The following is a 20340-nucleotide window of genomic DNA, read 5'->3' on the forward strand; positions in this document are numbered from 1 at the left end:
TATAGAGGCCAATTAAAAAAATGATTATATTGGAAAAAAAATAAAAAAATACAAAAAATGAGGTGAATCAAATTGTTTGATCCTATTAACCAAGCAGCTGAAGGCAGTGTTTCTCCTATGACGTGTGTTTTTTGTGATACACGTGATCGTTGTGTAGGTTGTGATGCTACCGACTGGTTTTGTAGCAAAGAAAGTGGTCATTGGTGTACTAATAATGATAGCGATAAATTCGATTAATTGAAGTAAAACTCGCAACGATAGAGCTTTCAAACACAGGTAGTCAACTTAGGAGGTCTGGGAACTAATCTTCTTGGACTTCCTCCTATTTTGTAACTTTGAGAGGATGATTAATAGTGATTAGTGCTCCATTTGAAAAAAATCCCGTCAAAATCATAGAACAAAATGAAAAGTTACACTTATACAATATAAAAAACAAATGGGCTTTTTCAGATTGATGATGTCGTAGTAGATATATGCAATAGCGAAGGTAAGGAAATTGAAGAAATATATGAATTACTTAAGCATCGTTCTAGTAGAGAAGAGGTAGATAGGTTATTAGCCAGTCTGAAGGAAGCATCGGTTATATATAATAAAGATTTGTCTGTTCAAAAGGAATGTAAAAGTTGCAATGATGAGCAAGTGAGTCTATCATCTATAATCCTTATGCTGGTTCAAGAGTGTAATCTAAGATGCTCTTACTGTTATGGAGGAGACGGAGAATATAATGATCGAGGACGCATGGACACAGAGACCGCATTAAAAGCAGTTGATTATCTGTTTAATCATTCTGGCGAGGAAGAAGAACTGAATATTTGCTTTTTTGGAGGGGAGCCACTTCTGAACATTGAAGTGATTAAAGAAGTTGTAGCCTACACTAAGCTAAAACAAGAAAAATCAAATAAACGTGTTACATATAGTATGACAACGAACGGCACCTTGATTCCCAAAGAAATTGAAAATTTCTTATTAGATCATCATGTTTCTATTCAGATAAGTCTAGATGGTGATCAAATGACGCACGATTTCAATCGATATTATCAGAACAGAAAAGGTACCTATGAAATCATTTTAAATAGAACAGAAAGTTTAAGAAAAAAAGGTGCCATAACAGCAAGAGCTACGATTTCACCAGTACAATTGGATATAACACATACACTTACACATTTATTGGGGATTGGTATCCGCCATGTTGCGATGTATCCTGCAGTCGAGATGCTTAGTGAGGATGACTTTGAGAAGTATGCACAAGAATTCACCAAATTGGTTGTTCATTTTGAATCTTTGCTTCAGGTCAAAAAATATGGGGAAGCACGTCAAATATCGAACATTCTAAAATACTTGAAGATGATTCATTCTTCTTCTAAGCGAGATTATTTTTGTGGAGCGGTCTCGCATATGCTTGCCGTTGATGTGCATGGTAATCTTTATCCTTGTCAACGATTTGTTAATGAAAAGGATTACTCTTTAGGAAATGTAAGGGAAGGGATGGATGTAAGAAAGAAGAGTGGCATGCTTAGTGAGATGCGTTTAGAGAAGAGAACTGTATGCGGAGAATGTTGGGCTAAGAATCTATGTGGTGGAGGTTGTCCTCAAGAAAATATGGTGCTTAGTGGTTCAATTAATGAGCCAGTGGATAAATACTGTAACTTTACTCGTAGTGCAATAATGGATTGTATGAAATTGTATTTACGATTAACTAAAGAAGACAAGAAAAACCTGTTCTCTGCTAAGCGGCAGCGAGAGCAACTATTGGAGGATGCCTCATTTGACAATTGATATTCAAGCTTTAAGTAAGTCATATGGTTCTCACCAAGTACTTAACGAGCTTCATTTTCACATTGATAATGGTATATTCGGACTGCTCGGAGACAATGGAGCGGGTAAGACCACTTTAATGAAAATTCTTGCCACTTTACTTAGATTCGACCGAGGGGAAGTTGAAATATTCGGACATTCTTTGAAAAAAGAACCTGATGCTATTCGTTCTTTACTAGGTTACTTGCCTCAGTATTTTGATTTTTTTCCAAATGTGACTATTTTGGAATCCATGAACTATTTTGCGGCTTTAAAAGGTATTCAAGGTAAACATCATATTCAAGAGGAGACATCACAGCGATTAATTGAGGTGGGACTTATCGATCAAGTTGATAAAAAAATAAAACAGCTGTCTGGGGGAATGAAGCAGCGCTTAGGAATTGCTCAAGCTATGTTAGGACAGCCTAAGTTGTTAATTGTTGATGAGCCTACGGTTGGACTGGACCCCAAAGAACGAATTGCTTTTCGAAACTTGCTTCAAAATTATGGAGAAGACAGGATTATATTGTTATCTACTCATATTGTTCCTGACGTTTCAAGCACATGTGACAAACTACTCGTTTTAAAAGAAGGCCGTTGTCTGTACCAAGGGGCTATAGACGATATGATTCGAACTGTCGAGGGTAAAGTGTGGTTGGTTGATGTTGGAAAGCGTCAATTGGAACAATTAAGCCAACAAGCTCGAATCACTTCCATTGTGCGGAAGGAAGGAAGAGTTCAGGCTCGATTATTGTGTAACTACCCTCCAGATTGTTGTACAGAAGTCACACCCGAAACGGCTAATCTTGAGGATGCGTATCTGTACATTTCCGATCCGGAGGAGAGTTAGCAGAATGGGACAAGTAATCAGAGCCCTAGTTCAATTTGAAGTTTTGCTTATGAAAAAGAGTGTAGTGTTTTTTATAGCACTAACGTTCTCTTGTTTTTTAATTCCTTTATTTTTATATCTAGGAGCAGGGAATAAGAATAACACGTTATGGATATTTTTGCATCATGGACAAATGTTCTTTACCATATTACTAATGCCGTTAATGTATTCTGTTCTTTATGATGGCGAGAAGCAAAAAATGATCTCTTCTGTTATTATGCCTAAATTGCCTAAAGGAGCCCAATATTTTTATTGTAAGAGTTGTGTATTATGGGGAGTGGTTTGCTTATTTCAATTTGTCGCTTTAGCTATATTTTGTGTGGTTCAATGGACGACTCATGGTAAGGCTCCATTCTTGATACTGCTTCATCTAACAGTAGCAGGTGTAGCAACTATGGGATATTCTGTTCAAATTACTGTCATATTGAACTTGCTCTTACGTAAACAACTGTATGTGAACATTGTAATGCTCGTTTACCTTTTAATCAGTATTACTATCAACTTGCCTTACATTTCAATCTGGTTTAATCCAGATTGGATTATTTCCAATTTCTTCACACAGTCGTTTGCTTTTGGGCGAGTATTCCTATTTTTGCTTATGTGGGTATTGATGAAAGTCAGTAATCATCTATGGATGGCGAGGGTACAAGAATGAATGGAATTATAGTTCGTTTCTGGCTACAGCTTTTACTTCGAAGAGAACAAGCAGTAACCTTGCTGGTTTCCTTTAGTGTGGTTCTTTTATTCAATTTAATAATGAATGAAGGTATTGCAATAACTTATAGTGTTAACTTGTTATTTGTAGCTTTTTTTTCTTTACAGATTGCGAGTATACACAATCGTAATCATACAGAACCGTATATATATATTTCTGTCTTTCCTAATTATCGTCTAATCGCTTACCAGCTTTATGTTTCTTTAATTCTTTCGTTTCCTCTCTTGCTCATGATGGTAGGACTTTTATGGAAATCATTCGCTGATGTATCATTATGGAATTTGGTTATCATTGTATTTTTTTCTAGTGTTTTTTCATCGATGTTGGGTCTCTTCCTGGGGCAGGTAGTAAAGCATTATGGGTTGGCCTTCACTTTTCTCATTGCTTTTTACCTTCCTATAGGTTTAGTTTCCTGGTCTTTTAATGAAAAGTTACGTTACATATCTCCTGTAGTGAATATATTCAACCCCTATATGATCAACTGGCGAAATCTCTTTGGACTCTTAGGCTGTAGTTTATTATTTTACGGATTAGGCACATTGTTATCCAGTCGGCGCGGAGGCGGCAAAAAGTCTATAATCCCTTGGATTAGTACGGTCCTTGCTTGTAGTATATTGATGGGCGTATGGGGATATGAGAGGCTATTTAATGAGAATGTACAGACATCGTCGTTTCAAAAAATAACTGTGGGACAAACACAAGTAGAGTATAAGGGGATTAGTTCGTATCAGGCTAGGCAATTTGCCACCCTTTTTGAAACGCTGTATCAAGTGGCTAAGAAAAAGGAGACACACCCGATTCACTATACCTTGGAAATCACCCGAATACACTCCATGTCATCGTTCGAGCCGAAAATAATAGTGCAAAATCATAATAAACTTCAAATCAATATTTATTCAAATAAGCTTTTAGAGTTTAATTTCGGAATGGATTGGGCGAGTAAGTGGATTGATTACATTTTGCCACAATTGACCCACTTGTCCAATGAGCAAGTTGACGCTTTTAAACGCCTCAAAAATGAAATTATTTTGGAAGTTAGAGAAAAAAATCCCGAAAATATCTATACAATTCAGGTGACTGAGAGCTAAAATAGTGAGATTTCATGAAGAACGAATAATAGTAGATAAAAAGAAAGGGATGGATGCATGGAACGTTCGGAAAAACAAGTATTTAAACAATTTCAAAAATTCGTTGATAATAGACTGTGCCTCTACATATCTCATCGCTATACCTCTGTTTTATATGCAGATAAAATTTTAGTTATGGAAAAGGGTCAGATAGTAGAAGAAGGAACCCACCAAGAACTAATTGAAAGTAGAGGGTTTTACTATAATTTATTTTCTGACGAAATTCATACATTCCAGAAAGCGCTAGTTATTAATGATGTACGCTAACTGTGTATTGAGATTCAGGCAAATAGTGGGACTGCGAACAGAATTGTTTTTTACCTTATGAGAAGTAGACTATAACAAAAAAAAGCGGAGCTTCCCTTCGAGAGGCCCCGCTTTTGGGCTTCACATTGGACATTTTCTATATGAGTTAGCCAATATTGATGGGATAGTGCACGAATCTTTCTTTTCAGTCTGTAGATGCGGGTCGTTGTCGCCGTAACTGAAATATTATATTTGTCAGCGAGGAAGGACATAGACAGCGTTATATTGGGAGAGGTTGCTTACATATAACAAATTGATAGACGATAAAGGACTGCTTAACAGTGAAAAGGGAATGAAGAATTTGTGAAAAGCGATGATAAAATATACAAAAAAATACAAAAAAACCGATATACCTCTAGAATTACTATTTAGAAGAGAAATGGAGGTTTTAAGATGAATGTATCTTTTACATCATCTCACCAATCGTCGTTCCACACCACAGATAACAACCGACTTGAACTACGGCATCCCCTTTCCCCTCAGGCTGAAAGGAAGAGTATAGGCAAGCCGCAAAACAAGATTATTCAGCAATTGATAGAGCAGAAGCAAAATCTGATGGAGAGGCGTTCGGACTATATAAGTAATGCTCTAAAACGTGGCCTCGGTTCGGAAGCTGTAAAAGCCGAAATGGAAAAGATAGATAAGCAGATTCAACAAATTGACGAGAATATTCAGAAGCAATCAATAGAAGAACAAAAAAAAGCATTTGGAATGGATGAGGAAAGTAAAAAAGAAGCCCAGGAAGATAAAAAGGAACAATATACGCACAAGACTGCAGAGGAGCAGAAGCAAAGTCTCATGACTTATACGATGCATAGTATTGTATCAGCAAACAACCAGCTGAAGAATTCCAAAATCACTAAAAGGGCACAAATTACATTAGAAAGCGAAGCTAAAGGTTGGGAAAACACTAACCCTTCAAGATCAACTACTTTGCGTGAGAAGGCAGAAGGCCTTAATGAGAAAATTATGGAGATTGCCTCAAATATCAATGAGTGCATTAGAAAAGAAGTGAATGAGGAAGCGACGATAATAGATCGAGATGAACCAAAGGATGAGAAAGAATCAAGTATAGAGGTTGGTAGGGTGTGGACTGAACAAGAGATCAATGCCTATGTGGATTCGGCTAAAGACAAAGCTAAGAATGCAGGTGTGAAGATTAATATTGCAGTTTAATCGGACTATTATTGCTATTTAGTAAAGAGGCTATTTGCTCAATAGGTTTGTTTATAAAATGAAGTGTTCAAAAATACGTAACCAAATGCTTATCGTTTATTATTAAATACTTAATATATATATTAAGTATTTAATAATAATATTGACTATTCTAATTACGGTGTGTTATATTGGAAGCGTTAATAAAATGGCTTGTTAATTTTAGGTACAACAAATTTTATTTTCGCATTCAGAGAGGATGGTTTAGGTGGCAGCAGCTGTAAAAGCAAAGATGATTGTAGACAAATCTTTTCGTATTGCTGAAGTCGATAAACGCATTTATGGTTCTTTTGTAGAGCATCTCGGGCGTGCTGTATATGGTGGAATTTATGAGCCTACTCATTCGACTAGTGATGAAAGCGGTTTCCGTAATGATGTTAAAGAGCTGGTAAAAGAGCTGGATGTTCCTATTATACGCTATCCGGGCGGCAATTTTGTATCCGGTTACAATTGGGAGGATGGTGTCGGCCCTGTTGCATCCAGACCTAGACAGTTGGAGCTGGCGTGGAGAACAGTGGAGCCGAATGAAGTAGGAACGAATGAATTTTTTAAATGGGCCAAGGATGTTGGCTCTGAAGTAATGATGGCGGTAAATCTGGGTACGCGTGGAATTGATGCGGCGCGTAATCTGGTGGAATATTGCAATCATCAAGGAGGCTCCTATTGGAGTGATTTACGTCGTAGTCACGGTATAGAGCAGCCACATAAGATTAAAACCTGGTGTCTTGGCAATGAGATGGACGGACCGTGGCAGATTGGGCACAAGACAGCGGAGGAATATGGTCGTCTGGCTGTAGAATCTGCAAAAGCCATGAGGCTGATTGATCCTGACATTGAACTTGTATCCTGTGGAAGCTCCAGCTCCACGATGCCGACGTTCCCGGAATGGGAGGCAACCACACTGGATCATACGTACGAGGTAGCCGACTATATTTCCCTGCACCAATACTACGGCAACCATGACAATGATACGGCTAATTATCTGGCACGTTCCATGGACATGGATCATTTTATTCATACTGTCATTTCGACTTGTGATTATATCAAAGCGAAGAAACGTAGCAAGAAAAAAATGATGCTCAGCTTTGACGAATGGAACGTATGGTACCACTCCAATGATGCAGACAAAAAAATCGATCCATGGTCTGTGGCACCACCGCAGCTTGAGGATATTTACAACTTTGAGGATGCATTGTTGGTGGGCAGCATGTTGATTACGTTCTTCCGTCACGCGGACCGTGTAAAAATGGCTTGCCTGGCTCAACTGGTCAACGTTATTGCGCCAATCATGACCGAGAATAACGGAAAAGCGTGGAAGCAAACGATCTTCTATCCGTATCTGCATGCTTCCCGTTATGGTCGTGGGGTATCACTGATGCCTGTAGTGGATTCCGAAAAATACGATTCCAAGGACTTTACAGACATTCCTTATCTGGATAGCGCTGTGGTTTATGATGAAGAGGGAGACGCGCTGACTGTCTTTGCAGTGAACCGTCACTTGTCTGAATCGCTGGAGCTGACGGTAGATGTACGCAGTTTCGAAGGCTACCGTATTGTCGAGCATACCGTGCTGGAGCATGATGATCTCAAAGCGACCAATAGCCCAGCTGGAGAAAAGGTTACGCCTCATAACGGTGGCAATGCCAAGCTTGAAGACGGAATTGTAAAAGCTCATTTGGGCAAAGCCTCGTGGAATGTTATCCGTCTTGCTAAGTCTCATTAATTCTTTTGTATAAAAGGAACGGACTGGGTTATACCTAAAAAGCCCGCATTCTCTCTTGTAAGGCTTCTACAAGAGCAGGAATGCGGGTTTTTGTATAAAAATGAGCCATTTGTCCCTCCATCGATATAGTGCTCAAAAGGAAGAGGTAATTCCAATAAATATTATATTTATTCCTAAATTTAACTAGGCAAAGATGATCCTTAATCACTAAGTGTTCGTGCCTCGTACATTTTTATGAAGTTAATTAGACCCAGTGCCCACACTCCTGGGTGAAAAAAGACCCTGTTATACCGTTGTCAATGAATTGATATCTGAAATGAAGGTGTGTAATCCGACTTAAATCCACGTTATACTTTAAAAGATAGCTATTTTAAATAAAAGATGGCTGTAGCATTTCGTGAAAGGAATGATCTCTATGAGTCAAACAGACGAATATCGTTTTCAAGTAAATTTGGGCGGCATGATTGATATTTTGGCCAATCATTTATATAGCAGTCCACGGGTGTTTATACGTGAAATACTACAAAATGCAACAGATGCGATCACGGCTCGCAAGGAGCTACGAAAGACTGAAGCTGAAAGTAGATCATTGAAAGAAGACAATACCCTTGAAGATACAGTTTCTGAGAGTAACGACTATGAAGGCAAAGTCATCGTAGAGCTATCCGGTGCCGGGGATCAGCAGGTATTGATGATTCAGGATAACGGTATTGGATTGTCTGAAGAAGACATTCATCGGTTTCTGTCGATCATCGGGCAGTCTTCCAAGAAGGGGGCTGATTTGCTAACCTCGGAGACTTCATTTATCGGGCGTTTTGGGATTGGCTTGCTGTCTTGTTTTATGGTGAGCGATGAAATTGTAGTACTGACCCGTTCGGTGAAGGAAGGCATCTCTATGGAGTGGAGAGGGAAGCCGGATGGGACGTATACGATTCGTCGGTTAGAGACTGAGCTGCCTATAGGGACGCAAATTTATTTGCGCTGTAAGCCGGGGAGCGAGTTTTATTATGAGCCAGCGCAGGTGAAAGACTCCTTATTTTATTATGGAGCCTTGCTGCCATATCCTGTCCTGCTGTCTGTAGAAGGGGAGACTAAGCAGGTCAATCTTCCATCGACAAGCTGGATGCAGGACCCGGAACAATTACGGAGTCGACGCGGTGAGGTGCTGGATTTAGGTTATCGCCTAATGGGTGAGCGCTTCAGTGATTTTATACCGCTACGAACAGCATCGGGCAGAACCGGCGGGATTGCATTCATTTTGCCTCGCAGTGTTAATCTGAACAGCAAGCGGCTGCATCGGGTGTATCTGAAGCATATGCTCGTGTCCGACAAAGCGGAAAATGTATTGCCAGAATGGGCATTTTTCATTAAAAGCCTGATTTGGACAGACGAATTGCAACCAACGGCATCTCGTGAATACTTTTATGAAAATGAGCAGCTTGATGTGGTTCGTTCCGAATTGGGAACCTGTATTCGGGAAGAACTGCTTCGCATGGCGCAATATGAGCCAGACCGCTTGCAGCACTGGATTCGTTTGCACGAGCTATCCATGAAGGCGCTCGCGGTCGAGGATGATGAATTTCTGCGGATTATGCACCGCTGGTTTTCCTTCGAAAGTACTTTTGGGCGGCGCGAGCTGAGTGAACTGATCCGAGAGGCGGGCGGGCGTCCGCTCCATTACACGGCGACTGTGGATGAGTATCGCCAGATTACGCATGTGGCGGCAGCGCAATCGATGCTGGTGATCAACGGCGGATATATCTATGATTCAGAAATTTTGGATAAGCTGCACTGGATCGACGCTACCCTGCAAACAGAGCGACTCAGCCCTGAGGATGTATCTTTATCATTTACCGGGTTGACGCAGGAAGAGCACACCAAGTATTACGATGTGCTACGTGTGATGGATGCTGCTTTGCAGCCGATGCGCTGCCGTGCTGAGTTGAAGCGTTTTGAGCCTGCGAGCTTGCCTGTGCTGTACACCATTTCACAGGATGCACTAACCTTGCGCTCCATGGAACACACAGTTGAAGAGACCACTTCGCTTTTTTCCAATGTGCTCGATAGTCTAAAAGCGGGAGTCCAGCAGAACGCGGGCTATTCGACCTTGTATTTTAATTTAAGCAACCCGGTAGTGGCGCGGATTTTTGAAGCTACCGATACACAGATGATTACGGCTGCAACCGAAATGATGTATGTGAATGCGCTTATGATGGGTCACTATCCGATGAACCGCAGTGAGCTAGGGCTGATGAACCGGAGTGTGCTGCATTTTATCAATTGGGGATTAGGGAACGGACAGAATACGTAATTGCGTAATTAAAGGAGGATTCAAATGGAAGAGACGATATATGAAATGATGGAGCAGGCGCAGGATATGCACGGAGGGGCGGCAAAGCTGGCGATTCTGGAAGAGGCTGTTCGCCTGGCGGATACTTCAGGTTTGAAGGAGCTCGCTTATGAAATTCGGGGAGAGATTGTAGACTGTGCTATTTTTAACGGATATCCATTGAAGTCGCTGATTGCTTTTTCATGGCAGCTGGGTCAATTTGACCAAAATCCAGAGGAATACGACCCCGTTGAGCTGTTGTGGAACTATAAATGGATACTTGGAAAGGTGTGCAGTTTTCCGAATATATCAAAAACTCAAATCGAGGATCTGGTAGAGGATATGCGCAGACGTTATGCTGAATACGGGTATAATGAGCGACCATATTACTATTATAAGTTCCGCATCGCGATGGACATGGGTGAACTGGATGAAGCACGGCGGTATCTGGATATGTTCCGCGTAATTGAGCCAGACAGTATGAGTGATTGTGAAGCCTGTGAGCAGAGCCAGATGGTGCGATTCTATTACTTGACCGGAGAAGACGAGCAGGCGCTTGCCGTGGCAAAACCGATTTTATCGGGACGGATGAGATGTGCAGAAGTGCCGCATGTGACGCTCTCGCAGGTGCTATTGCCGCTGTATCGTCAAGGCGAGGTTGATCAGGCGAAGGAGCAGTATCGCAAAGGCTATCGCCTGGTTCGTGATGACCGTGACTTCCTGAAAACGATAGCAGAGCATATTGAGTATTTGACGGTTGCAAATCCGATTGAAGGAATCGGAGTGGTGGAACGTCATTTGCACATCGCATTGGACTATGAGAGCGGATTGGAGCAAATGTATTTTTACGCAGCGATGGTAGGGCTGCTGCAAAAGCTGGATACTTCGAGAAAACTTCGTTTGATTCGGATGCCTGCATCTTTTGAATGGGGCAAACAGGAACGTACGTTAGAAGAGATCATTGCGTACTTCAGACCACTGGCAGAGTCTGCGGCAGCTGAATTTGATCGACGGAATGGAAATGCATTTTATTCGAAATGGATTGGGAAGATTGTTCAACCGGCGTAGAAGAACAGGCGACTGTGGCGAATATTTTATACAGCCCAAACAATGAACGAGTAGAATATTCTTGTTTGAAATGACAGGAGGGATTATATCGTGACTATGACCCAGAAGGTAATTAATTTTGCGCATCGCGGAGCTTCCGGGGTATGTCCTGAAAATACGATGGCGGCTTTCCACCACGCGTTGGAACTGGGAGCAACAGGCATTGAAACGGATGTGCAGCGTACCCAAGATGGGCATTTGGTGCTGATTCACGATGAGTCGCTGGAGCGCACGACAGGTTGCCGGCTGGATGTAAGAGATATCACGCTGGAAGAATTAAATAAACTGGATGCAGGCAGTTGGTTTGATGAGAAATTTCGAGGCGAGCGGGTACCGATGCTGGATGAGTTACTGGAACTGGCCCAGTCCTCGGATACCATTATTAATCTGGAACTGAAAAATAGCATTCATCTCTATCCGGGGATGGAGGAAGAGGTCATTGCCGCTGTGAAGCGCTTTGGATTGGAAGAGCGGGTGATCTTATCCAGCTTCAATCATGAATCGCTCGCGCTCTGTGCGCAGATTGCCCCCGAGATCAAGACGGGAGCGCTCTATATTGAGATTATGGTTCGCCCATCGGAGTATGCAACCCAATTCGGGGCTACAGCACTTCATGCCTACAAGCAAGTGGTTACACCGGAAGCGGTGTCCGAGGCTTTGGCATTAGGCGTCGTCTACCACCCATGGACGGTGAATGAGCCGGAGGAAATGGAGCGTCTGCTGGAGGCCGGAGTGAACGGCATCATCACAGACTATCCTGATCGGTTGGCGCACATTCTAGCTGTCCACTCTTCCTAAGAGGAAGACGCAGTAAACCTACAGCTAAGGATTGTAGGGAAGTAGATGTAGCTATGTATTGAAAGAAAAAAGACTCTCCTACGTATTCGCTTTCACGAGACAAGGAGAGTCTTTTTTTGGCTTGAGCCGAAGTGAATATCATCACGACGATTTTGATTCCGTTCTACTTGATGCCGAGTCTCATACGATAGCTGAACAGGATATCCAGTGTTCTGCCTTCAAAATGATTCTCAACCAGCTTCACGAAGCGGGCTATATCGTCGTCAAGCGTTCGATTGCCAAGTTTGAACAGGCTCTGAATTCCTCCCTGGCTAAGAGCGAGCCCAGTATAACGAGCAGCGTCACATTGCTCACGATTGTGGAAGACAATCTCCCGAATATAGCGGAATTGCCCGCTATGATGAAGATTAGCTAGATGCTGATCCTTGCTCCATTTATGAGCCTGTTGCTCTACAGGAGCTTCCTGTTCCAAAACGGTATCAGCTTTGGTGATAAGCTCTGTATAAGCTTGCTCTATCTGCCATTGCAGCACAGGAGGCCAGTCACAGTCAAAGGCTGCGAACACGCCGCCTTGTGCCAAGACCCTGCCTGCTTCCTGGAGTGTGCTCTCGGGGTCCATCCAGTGAAAGGACTGAGAACAGGTGATGACATCTACAGTGCCGTCCTCAAAGGGCAGGTTGTTGGAGAACCCGCTTTCGAAGGAAATGGTACCTGTCATTGTCGTTCCTGCTCTCTCCAGCTTGCGCTGCGCTATTCCTCTCATGTCCGGGTTAGGCTCGATGCCGACGATTCGACGAGCGGTGTCTTTCCATATGAAAGTAGAGAGCCCAGTACCGCAACCAATATCGGCAACTAGCGCTACGTTCCGATCCAGATAGCGGCTGATGATTTCCACGACGAGTGATGGCGCTTCTGGACGGTGTTGATCGTAGTTGTCGGCAAAGCCATTGAAACGATCCACATTACTTTGCAGATTTCCCTCAGGTATCATCGGGGCTTTTCCTCCTTAGTTTCGGCCGGGCGACCGCGTAAATTCCGATGCTCTGTACTTTTACATTGTACAAGTTTATGTGCTTAACCAGCTACTTTCGTGATTTCACAACATCATCGGATTTCGGTAGGAGGAAATTTGTCTATTTAATCATTGAAGCAAGCGCCCACTCACGCATCATGGAGTCAAGCATTGGACGCAAATCTTCGCGCTGCATGCCCATGTGGAGCACTGCTTCCAGATAGCCAGCTTTATCACCAATATCGTAGCGTGTGCCCTCCAGTTCCAATGCAAGCAGCTGGTTTTGCAATGCTACTTGATGCAGAGCATCTGTCAATTGGTATTCACCGCCCGCTCCTGTGGACATGTTCTCCAATATGGAGAAAATAGAAGGCTCCAATACATAGCGACCAATGACGGCCTGCCGCGAAGGAGCATCTGCCGGGGATGGTTTTTCAACAAGTCCGCCGACTTCATGAATAAGGCCATTTTGGTGAGTGGAGTCAATAATGCCGTATTTACTTACATCCTGTTCTTCTACCGTGCGCACGCCGACTACTTGCTTGCCAGTGGCTTCGTATACATCCATCATCTGACGAATCGCCGGAGTGGAGGAATTCATAATATCATCGCCCAATAACACGGCGAAGGGCTCATCGCCAATGAACTGACGGGCGCAGCGTACCGCATGTCCTAAGCCGAGCGGTTCTTTTTGACGGATATAGTGGATGACTGCCTTGCCTCCGATGCTTTGAACTTCACGCAGAAGATCATATTTTCCCTTGCTCTCCAGTACTTGCTCCAGCTCTACAGACTTGTCAAAATGGTCTTCGATGGCTTTTTTATTACGCCCCGTAACGATAATGATGCTCTCAATTCCAGATTTGATGGCTTCTTCAACGATATATTGAATGGCTGGTTTATCTACGATTGGAAGCATCTCTTTTGGTAAAGCTTTCGTAGCTGGCAAAAAACGGGTTCCCAAACCGGCGGCAGGGATAACGGCTTTTGTAATTTTTCTCATAGAGATTCACTTTCCTTTCGGGATGGGGAACCGAACACCCAGTATCGGCTCCCGATATAATTGATGATCATTCCGGCTGCGGTGGCGATCAGCTTGCCTAAAGCAAGCGGCAGCTCGGTTTCAGTGTGAAGCACTTGCAGCAATAAGGAGGTTATCCCCAATACGATGAGGTTGATGACGATAAATTTGAGTAATTGACCTTTGTTTGTGTTGTTTGCTTGTTGTTTGCTGAATGTCCATTTGCTATTCAAAATATAACTGTTGGCTGTGCCGCAGCTGTACGAAATGATCTGCGCCACCACGACCGGCACTCCGGTCCAAGCCAGTAGCATAAAAATGATATAATCTACTCCTGTATTCACCAGACCTACGATGCCAAATCGGATCATAGGAAGCAGCTGGGCCATGCGACTTTTCATAGATTAGGCCCCATGACCGGATTGGGGTCCAGTATATACCGCGCTGTTGTCGCGTACTGTACGTCCGCCCGAAATCAGACTGTCACGGGCTCCTTTCATGTATAGGGACTCGCGTTGTTCAGGAACCTTCATAGCATGTGTCGGACCGTTATCGTATTGTCCACCCAGACGCTCACGGACAATGTAGAGTGGACGTGCTTTGGTTTCGTCATAAATCCGTCCAATATATTCACCCATAATACCGAGAATAATCAGAATCACTCCGTCGAAGATCAGGCTGATGCTAATCATGGATGACCAGCCTTTCATCACATAGGAATCGGTGAAAAAGTTAAGAAACAACACATACATCAGATACAGGAAGCCGGACATGGACAAAAGTGCGCCGATATAACCTGCCAGCTTGAGCGGCTTAATCGAAAAGGATGTGATCCCGTCGAGACTGAGCTTGATCATGCGTTTTAGCGGATACTTGGTTTCGCCTGCGAGCCGCTCATCGCGCTCATATTCAACAGCAGTTTGTTTAAAACCGATCCAACTGACCAGACCGCGTACGAATCGGTTATTTTCAGGCAGACGTTTCAATTCATCAATGACCTTGCGATCCATTAGGCGGAAGTCCCCGGTGTCGACCGGGATATTAATATCCGTTGATGCTTTAAGTACGCGGTAAAAGAGGCTGGCAGACCATTTCTTGAAGCGAGTTTCGCCATTGCGTTTGAGCCGTTTGGCGTAGACGACTTCATAGCCTTCCTTCCACTTGTTAGCCATCTCAACAATCAGTTCCGGCGGGTCCTGGAGGTCAGCGTCAATGACGACGACTGCCTCTCCAACCGCATAATCCATCCCGGCGGTAATTGCTAGCTGATGACCAAAGTTGCGAGAGAAATCAATCAATACAATCGTGTCATCTCTGAGACTGAATTCCTTGATGAGTTGGACGCTGCGGTCCGAACTTCCATCATTGACGAAGATCAGCTCGTAGGGCTCGCCCATTGAGCCCATGACTTGTTTCAGCCTCCGGTAGGTTTCCGTAATAACGGCTTCCTCGTTGTACATCGGGATAACTATGGAATAACGGATAGGTTCACTCATTCGTAGTTCCTCCTCATTTATAATGTGATTTCGTATAAAGTACCGCTTCCGCCACGCTCGTCTCCGCCAAATCCACCTTGACCATCCTGAGCGCTTGCGTTGGTGTTCGTGGTGTCGTTTCCGCTGTTCGTTGCTTTCACTGCTGTACTTGTTTCTGCTGTGGTTGTTGTTTTCCATTCATCTGTAGGGATTACTTTGCCGTGTTCCTTGATCCAAGCAGTGACTTCGGAGTTGCCGCCGTCCGGTCCACCGCCGCCACCAGAAATCATAAAGTATTTCACTTGCCCACTTTCGACCAGCGCCTTGATTTTATCGACGGTATAGACCGGATCGGAAGACACAAAACCGTTCATAATAATTACTTTTTGTCCGGCCTCGACCAGGTAAGGAGCGGCTGTTGAATAATTGCTTGCTGCGAAAAGATAGGTTTCACCTGTGTTATTTTTTTGCAAGTAGCTCAACGTTTTTTGATCTAAACTTTGGCTACCGTTCGGGCCTCCCATTCCTCTGGTACGGGTAAAAGCTTTTTGTTCCGTGTCTGTACTTGTTTGTGTGCTTGAAGTATTTCCAACAGAGTTGGAATTCTCTGCATTTTGAGTCTGGTTATTCATTTGAGTTCCTTCGGCTTGTTGACCATTGAAGCTTGCACCTCTATTGCCATCATTGCGGCCTGGCATTCCGCCACCGCCGTCGCCAAATTGAGTCGGTCCAGCTTGTGGGATCATGCTGTTCCCCCCGTAGACGATTGGTGTCAATGCCCAGTACACAGGGCCGATAAACATAGCGAGTACACTTGCGATAATGGCATATCTTGTGAACTTCTCGGATTTCATTCGTGCTACCACCAGGAGTGCTGTGCCGATGATCCCTAGGATCAATACCGCGATGGACCAGCCACTGCCGATGGTATCGTTGTAATTTTGTAGAATGAACCAGCTAAATACCGATGTTGCTAATACTGCCACGGGTAACAGCCAGGAGAGCCAGTTGGAACGCTCACGATACTGCTGCCACAATTCTACGAATCCTGCTCCGAAGAGCGCTGCAATCGGTGGTGCGAGCATAATTAGGTAATAATGATGGAAGAAACCTGCTACGCTGAAAAATGCAGCTACGGGAATCAACCAGGCGAGCCAGAAGATAACTTCTTTATGTTTCCGTGTGATATTACGGCGTCGAATACTGGCAAGCAGGCCGATGGAAGCAATGATTGCGAACGGAAGCAGCCAGCTGGCTTGGCCTGACAGGGAAGATTGGAACAACCGCAAAGGTCCCTTTTCACCAGTACCGAACATGCCGCCACCGGAATTTCCACCCGGGCCACCGCCTGGACCACCCTGGCCCTCTCCACCTTGTCCGTTCCCCCCGAATCCGCCGGGTGGTATTTGACCACCTGCACCGGGTCCGCCTGCTGCCATATTGTTGGCACCAGAGTCATCCGTAGTGGTAGTGCTGTTGGAGGATGTAGTCGTCTGGATCTGATCCGTGTTCGTAATGTTGCTATTCGTTGCAGCGTTATTGTTTTGCTCTGAGCGTTGACCGCCACGATTGCCACCTGTTCCCTGATCTCCTGTCAGGCGAGACAGGCCGTTATAACCGAAGGCCAAATTCAGTACAGAGTTGGTTCCGCTACTCCCCATATAAGGACGTTCATCGGCCGGAGTGGAATCCACTACGACTGCCCAAGAGAGCGATACAATCAGGAGAACCACTGCCGATCCTGCCAACGTTATTGCTTTTCGTTTCCAGTTATACTTGGAAGCCAGCAGATAGAACAGGCCCAACGCAGGAACGATCATATAGGCTTGCAACATTTTTTCGTTAAAGGCAATGCCGACGACTGCGAAAGCAGCCAGGATCAGCCCGGTTTTGCTATTTTTAAGGCCTCTGAACAATAGCCAAGTTGCGAGCAATAATGTGAAGACCAACATGGCGTCAATGTTATTCGTGCGGCTAACCGCTACGGCTATCGGTGTTGTTGCCATGGCGAAGGCAGCCAAACGTGCGGCCAGTGTACCAAAGCTCGGTTTGACGAGTAAGTAAACGAGCAAGACCGATCCGACCTGAGCCAGTGCCTGCGGCAGGATCACGCTCCATCCGTGAAGTCCGAATATATAGGCGCTCAACGTCTGAATCCAGAACACCACAGGCGGTTTGTCTACCGTTACCGATCCTGCAGAATCAAGTGAGGCGAAAAAGAAATTGTGAAAACTCTGCAGCATGCTTGCTACTGCCGTCGTGTAGTAGGTGTTTACGTACTTGTCTTGCCAGATGTTGTATCCGTTCAAAAATGCGGATATCAGCATAATGATGATCAGGGGGATGTCCGCCCTGGTCTTAAACCATTTCTTAATCATGTTCATTCCACTCCCTGTGAAAGTTTCTTTGTATTTATTCCGATCTTGGCCCGGTGAACTACCGGCTTGCTATTATCATGCCAGACGTACCTTAATGGGTTCTGAGCGCTCCCTGAACGTTAGCTGAAAGCTGGGGTGAAGTGCTTTTTTTACGGCAGGATTCAGGTATATTAGATACAGGTAAAAATGAATCGACTTTTAATATGATAAAAATGAAGCAATATGAAAGGGAAGATTAATAATGAATCCAATACACGGAGTTAAGATTATGCTGGCGGACGACGAGCCTCATATTTTGCAATTTTTAGAGCTTGGACTGATTAATGAAGGATATGAAGTCAGAACCGCTGAGAACGGGAGTGATGCACTCGATCTGGCAAGAGAGTTTCGTCCGCATGTAGCGGTGCTGGATGTAATGATGCCTGAAATGAACGGATTTGAGGTATGCCAAAGTCTCAAGGAGACAGAGGATAACATCGCAGTTATTATGCTGACCGCCAAGGATGATGTGGACGATCGGGTAAAAGGGCTCAAGCTCGGCGCGGATGATTATATCGTTAAGCCCTTCAGTTTTAATGAGCTGCTGGCTCGTATTGAAGCGCGTTTGCGAAATCAGTTCCCTGACCTGTTGGGGGAAGTGGTTCACGGACCCTTTCAAGTGGATGACCGACGAAAGGAGATTCGCTATCAGAGTCAGGTGCTGGAGCTATCGCCTACCGAATACGAACTATTGAAGTTTTTGGTGTTAAACCATGGAATCGTGCTGAGTAAAAGTCGTATTCTGGACCGAGTCTGGGGGTATGACTTTGGGGGAGAGGATAATATTGTGGAAGTGTACATTCGCTCCTTGCGAGAAAAACTCAAAGATAAGGAGCATCGGGTCATTCGGACGCTGCGTGGTGTTGGGTACCGAGTGGATCTGTTATGAAGGCGGGGAGGAAAAAACGGAGAAAATATGCGCTTCGTTCTCTCCGGTCCCAGCTTTTGGCCAGAACCTTACTCATTTTGGCATTGCTGCTGGTGTTGATCGGTTTTCTCCAATACTTTCTAATGAAAGATTTTCTGTATCGCAGTCGAGCAGACGCTATGAATACACAGCTGAATTCAATTCCTGTCGACTTATTGATTAAGGATTCACAGGAAAATAGTGGGGATGGAATCGCCGCTCCCCAAGATGATACCAATCGGAGAGGTAATCGACCGGGGCCGTTTCTGTTTTGGCCGGATATGTCGCTTGCTTCTATAGGTATAGACGGCACCTTCCAGAGCTTGTCCAACGAAAATGGGCTTAAACCGCCGCGCCTCACCACTCAGCAGTATCAAGCAATGCAGCAGAGCAAGCGCATGCGTCACGGCTATCAATTAATTACGGATGCACAGGGAAAAGAGCAGCTAGTTGTATTTCGTCCGCTCGGTCCACCAGACCGTTCGTCAGGGTTACTGCAAATGGGCGTATCCACGAATTCCATGCAAGAGCAGCTGATTAATCAACTCCGCACCTTTATTTTATTGTCTCTGATTGCACTTGCGATTGGTTTGGCGCTTATGCTTCCTGTGCTTCGCCGTACATTGGTGCCCCTTTCCAGAATGGTCGAGGCAGTCAAACGTATTGATGCGGGCAATTTGGACGAGCGCTTTGACGCAGAGCAGGGTCAGTATGAAGTAGATCGCCTGGCAGTTTCATTTAATGGAATGCTGGAGCGGCTGGAGCATTCTTTTGCTGCCGAGCGGGAATTGCAGATGCAAATGCGACGATTTATTGCGGATGCTTCTCATGAACTGCGTACCCCGCTCACATCCATCCACGGGTTTTTGGAAGTGCTACTTCGTGGAGCAGCATCCAATCCGAAGCAACTCCAATCAGCACTAGAAAGTATGTATGGTGAATCCAAGCGCATGAACAAGCTTGTCTCTGATTTGCTATTGTTGGCTAAGCTGGACCGAACACCGGAGTTGAAGCTGGAAGATATATCGCTAGATGCATTGCTGCTGGAAATGAAGCCACAGCTCCTTATGCTGGCAGGCACACGTAAGGTATTTTTTGATATGACGGCAGGTGTTCGGGTATTGGCAGAAGGCGATAAGATCAAACAGGTCGTACTTAACCTGTTTCACAATGCTGTTCAACATACCGATATAGAGCAGGGCGTGATCCATGTCAACCTATCGGCTGGTAAGAAGCTGGCAGATATTCAAATTCGTGATAATGGACCCGGCATGGGGAAGGAACAGCTGGAGCGGATATTTGAGCGATTTTATCGTGGAGATGAATCGCGTACACGCAGCTCAGGCGGAGCGGGCCTTGGTCTGGCTATTACGCAATCCATCGTGGAAGCACACGGAGGGAGCATTACAGCTGAAAGTACACTGGGAACGGGAAGTATATTTAAAGTAACGCTGCCTTTAGCAGGAACAGTATAGTATCGCAGATTATGGTCTAACATAAGAATA

Annotated in this window: 17 protein-coding genes; 12 read left to right on the forward strand and 5 right to left on the reverse strand. The window is 44.4% G+C overall.

Annotation, left to right across the window (positions count from 1 at the left end; translation table 11 throughout):
• Positions 1–663: 663 nt before the first annotated feature.
• From papB to EGM68_RS02060, 10 genes are all read left to right on the forward strand, one after another.
• Positions 664–1776, forward strand: coding sequence for a PapB family radical SAM/SPASM ranthipeptide maturase (gene papB / locus EGM68_RS02010; protein WP_240664163.1), 1113 nt, complete (start codon positions 664–666; stop codon positions 1774–1776).
• Entirely contained in the window at positions 1757–2644 is an 888-nt protein-coding gene (locus EGM68_RS02015) for an ABC transporter ATP-binding protein (RefSeq protein WP_043885855.1), read from the forward strand. Before papB ends, EGM68_RS02015 begins: the two co-directional genes overlap by 20 nt.
• 4 nt (positions 2645–2648) lie before the next feature.
• Positions 2649–3338, forward strand: coding sequence for an ABC transporter permease (locus tag EGM68_RS02020; protein WP_013368991.1), 690 nt, complete (start codon positions 2649–2651; stop codon positions 3336–3338).
• A complete protein-coding gene (locus EGM68_RS02025; RefSeq protein ID WP_129548569.1) occupies positions 3335–4486 on the forward strand; it encodes a hypothetical protein in 1152 nt (383 codons plus the stop codon). Before EGM68_RS02020 ends, EGM68_RS02025 begins: the two co-directional genes overlap by 4 nt.
• 57 nt (positions 4487–4543) lie before the next feature.
• On the forward strand, positions 4544–4792 hold the full coding sequence (locus EGM68_RS02030) for a hypothetical protein (protein ID WP_240664119.1): 249 nt from the start codon (positions 4544–4546) through the stop codon (positions 4790–4792).
• A gap of 432 nt (positions 4793–5224) precedes the next feature.
• Positions 5225–6007 carry a muscle M-line assembly protein unc-89 Uncoordinated protein 89 gene (locus EGM68_RS02040; protein ID WP_129548570.1) on the forward strand — a complete coding sequence of 261 codons (783 nt, stop codon included), beginning with the start codon at positions 5225–5227 and terminating at the stop codon, positions 6005–6007.
• A gap of 247 nt (positions 6008–6254) precedes the next feature.
• Positions 6255–7769 (forward strand): arabinosylfuranosidase ArfA, encoded by a 1515-nt coding sequence (arfA, locus tag EGM68_RS02045; RefSeq protein ID WP_129548571.1) that lies wholly within the window; start codon positions 6255–6257, stop codon positions 7767–7769.
• A 415-nt stretch (positions 7770–8184) separates the two neighbouring features.
• Entirely contained in the window at positions 8185–10080 is a 1896-nt protein-coding gene (locus EGM68_RS02050; RefSeq protein WP_129548572.1) for an HSP90 family protein, read from the forward strand.
• 24 nt (positions 10081–10104) lie between these two features.
• Entirely contained in the window at positions 10105–11166 is a 1062-nt protein-coding gene (locus EGM68_RS02055; protein ID WP_129548573.1) for a hypothetical protein, read from the forward strand.
• Between the two features lie 90 nt (positions 11167–11256).
• On the forward strand, positions 11257–12003 hold the full coding sequence (locus EGM68_RS02060; protein ID WP_129548574.1) for a glycerophosphodiester phosphodiesterase: 747 nt from the start codon (positions 11257–11259) through the stop codon (positions 12001–12003).
• Between the two features lie 163 nt (positions 12004–12166).
• Here EGM68_RS02060 and EGM68_RS02065 read toward each other — a convergent pair whose 3' ends face one another.
• The 5 genes from EGM68_RS02065 to EGM68_RS02085 form a co-directional block, all read right to left on the reverse strand.
• Positions 12167–12994, reverse strand: coding sequence for a class I SAM-dependent methyltransferase (locus EGM68_RS02065; protein ID WP_058711947.1), 828 nt, complete (start codon positions 12992–12994; stop codon positions 12167–12169).
• Between the two features lie 142 nt (positions 12995–13136).
• Positions 13137–14018 carry a UTP--glucose-1-phosphate uridylyltransferase GalU gene (gene galU, locus EGM68_RS02070; protein WP_040102337.1) on the reverse strand — a complete coding sequence of 294 codons (882 nt, stop codon included), beginning with the start codon at positions 14016–14018 and terminating at the stop codon, positions 13137–13139.
• Positions 14015–14437 carry a GtrA family protein gene (locus EGM68_RS02075; protein WP_040102336.1) on the reverse strand — a complete coding sequence of 141 codons (423 nt, stop codon included), beginning with the start codon at positions 14435–14437 and terminating at the stop codon, positions 14015–14017. The genes galU and EGM68_RS02075 overlap by 4 nt, the downstream gene beginning before the upstream one ends.
• A 3-nt stretch (positions 14438–14440) precedes the next feature.
• The gene (locus tag EGM68_RS02080) at positions 14441–15532 is read right to left on the reverse strand and encodes a glycosyltransferase family 2 protein (RefSeq protein WP_025674428.1); all 1092 of its coding nucleotides are present in this window, start codon (positions 15530–15532) and stop codon (positions 14441–14443) included.
• Between the two features lie 17 nt (positions 15533–15549).
• Positions 15550–17889 (reverse strand): ArnT family glycosyltransferase, encoded by a 2340-nt coding sequence (locus tag EGM68_RS02085; protein ID WP_129548575.1) that lies wholly within the window; start codon positions 17887–17889, stop codon positions 15550–15552.
• 241 nt (positions 17890–18130) lie between these two features.
• Between EGM68_RS02085 and EGM68_RS02090 the strand changes: the two genes are divergently transcribed.
• Positions 18131–18817: a response regulator transcription factor gene (locus EGM68_RS02090; protein WP_014599406.1), complete on the forward strand. Its 687-nt coding sequence runs from the start codon at positions 18131–18133 to the stop codon at positions 18815–18817.
• Positions 18814–20310 (forward strand): sensor histidine kinase, encoded by a 1497-nt coding sequence (locus EGM68_RS02095; protein ID WP_129548576.1) that lies wholly within the window; start codon positions 18814–18816, stop codon positions 20308–20310. The genes EGM68_RS02090 and EGM68_RS02095 overlap by 4 nt, the downstream gene beginning before the upstream one ends.
• The last annotated feature ends 30 nt before the right edge of the window (positions 20311–20340 follow it).

It is taken from the genome of Paenibacillus sp. M-152 (assembly GCF_003856555.1).
Classification (GTDB): domain Bacteria; phylum Bacillota; class Bacilli; order Paenibacillales; family Paenibacillaceae; genus Paenibacillus; species Paenibacillus polymyxa_C.

Bases quoted from the DNA above. Each gene is read 5' to 3' on its own strand.
- EGM68_RS02085 (WP_129548575.1), bottom strand. From the start codon at position 17,889: ATGATTAAGAAATGGTTTAAGACCAGGGCGGACATCCCCCTGATCATC.
- EGM68_RS02095 (WP_129548576.1), top strand. From the start codon at position 18,814: ATGAAGGCGGGGAGGAAAAAACGGAGAAAATATGCGCTTCGTTCTCTC.
- papB (WP_240664163.1), top strand. From the start codon at position 664: ATGCTGGTTCAAGAGTGTAATCTAAGATGCTCTTACTGTTATGGAGGA.
- EGM68_RS02080 (WP_025674428.1), bottom strand. From the start codon at position 15,532: ATGAGTGAACCTATCCGTTATTCCATAGTTATCCCGATGTACAACGAG.
- EGM68_RS02015 (WP_043885855.1), top strand. From the start codon at position 1,757: ATGCCTCATTTGACAATTGATATTCAAGCTTTAAGTAAGTCATATGGT.
- EGM68_RS02065 (WP_058711947.1), bottom strand. From the start codon at position 12,994: ATGATACCTGAGGGAAATCTGCAAAGTAATGTGGATCGTTTCAATGGC.
- EGM68_RS02055 (WP_129548573.1), top strand. From the start codon at position 10,105: ATGGAAGAGACGATATATGAAATGATGGAGCAGGCGCAGGATATGCAC.
- EGM68_RS02040 (WP_129548570.1), top strand. From the start codon at position 5,225: ATGAATGTATCTTTTACATCATCTCACCAATCGTCGTTCCACACCACA.
- EGM68_RS02050 (WP_129548572.1), top strand. From the start codon at position 8,185: ATGAGTCAAACAGACGAATATCGTTTTCAAGTAAATTTGGGCGGCATG.
- galU (WP_040102337.1), bottom strand. From the start codon at position 14,018: ATGAGAAAAATTACAAAAGCCGTTATCCCTGCCGCCGGTTTGGGAACC.
- EGM68_RS02030 (WP_240664119.1), top strand. From the start codon at position 4,544: ATGGAACGTTCGGAAAAACAAGTATTTAAACAATTTCAAAAATTCGTT.
- EGM68_RS02025 (WP_129548569.1), top strand. From the start codon at position 3,335: ATGAATGGAATTATAGTTCGTTTCTGGCTACAGCTTTTACTTCGAAGA.
- EGM68_RS02075 (WP_040102336.1), bottom strand. From the start codon at position 14,437: ATGAAAAGTCGCATGGCCCAGCTGCTTCCTATGATCCGATTTGGCATC.
- EGM68_RS02090 (WP_014599406.1), top strand. From the start codon at position 18,131: ATGAATCCAATACACGGAGTTAAGATTATGCTGGCGGACGACGAGCCT.
- EGM68_RS02020 (WP_013368991.1), top strand. From the start codon at position 2,649: ATGGGACAAGTAATCAGAGCCCTAGTTCAATTTGAAGTTTTGCTTATG.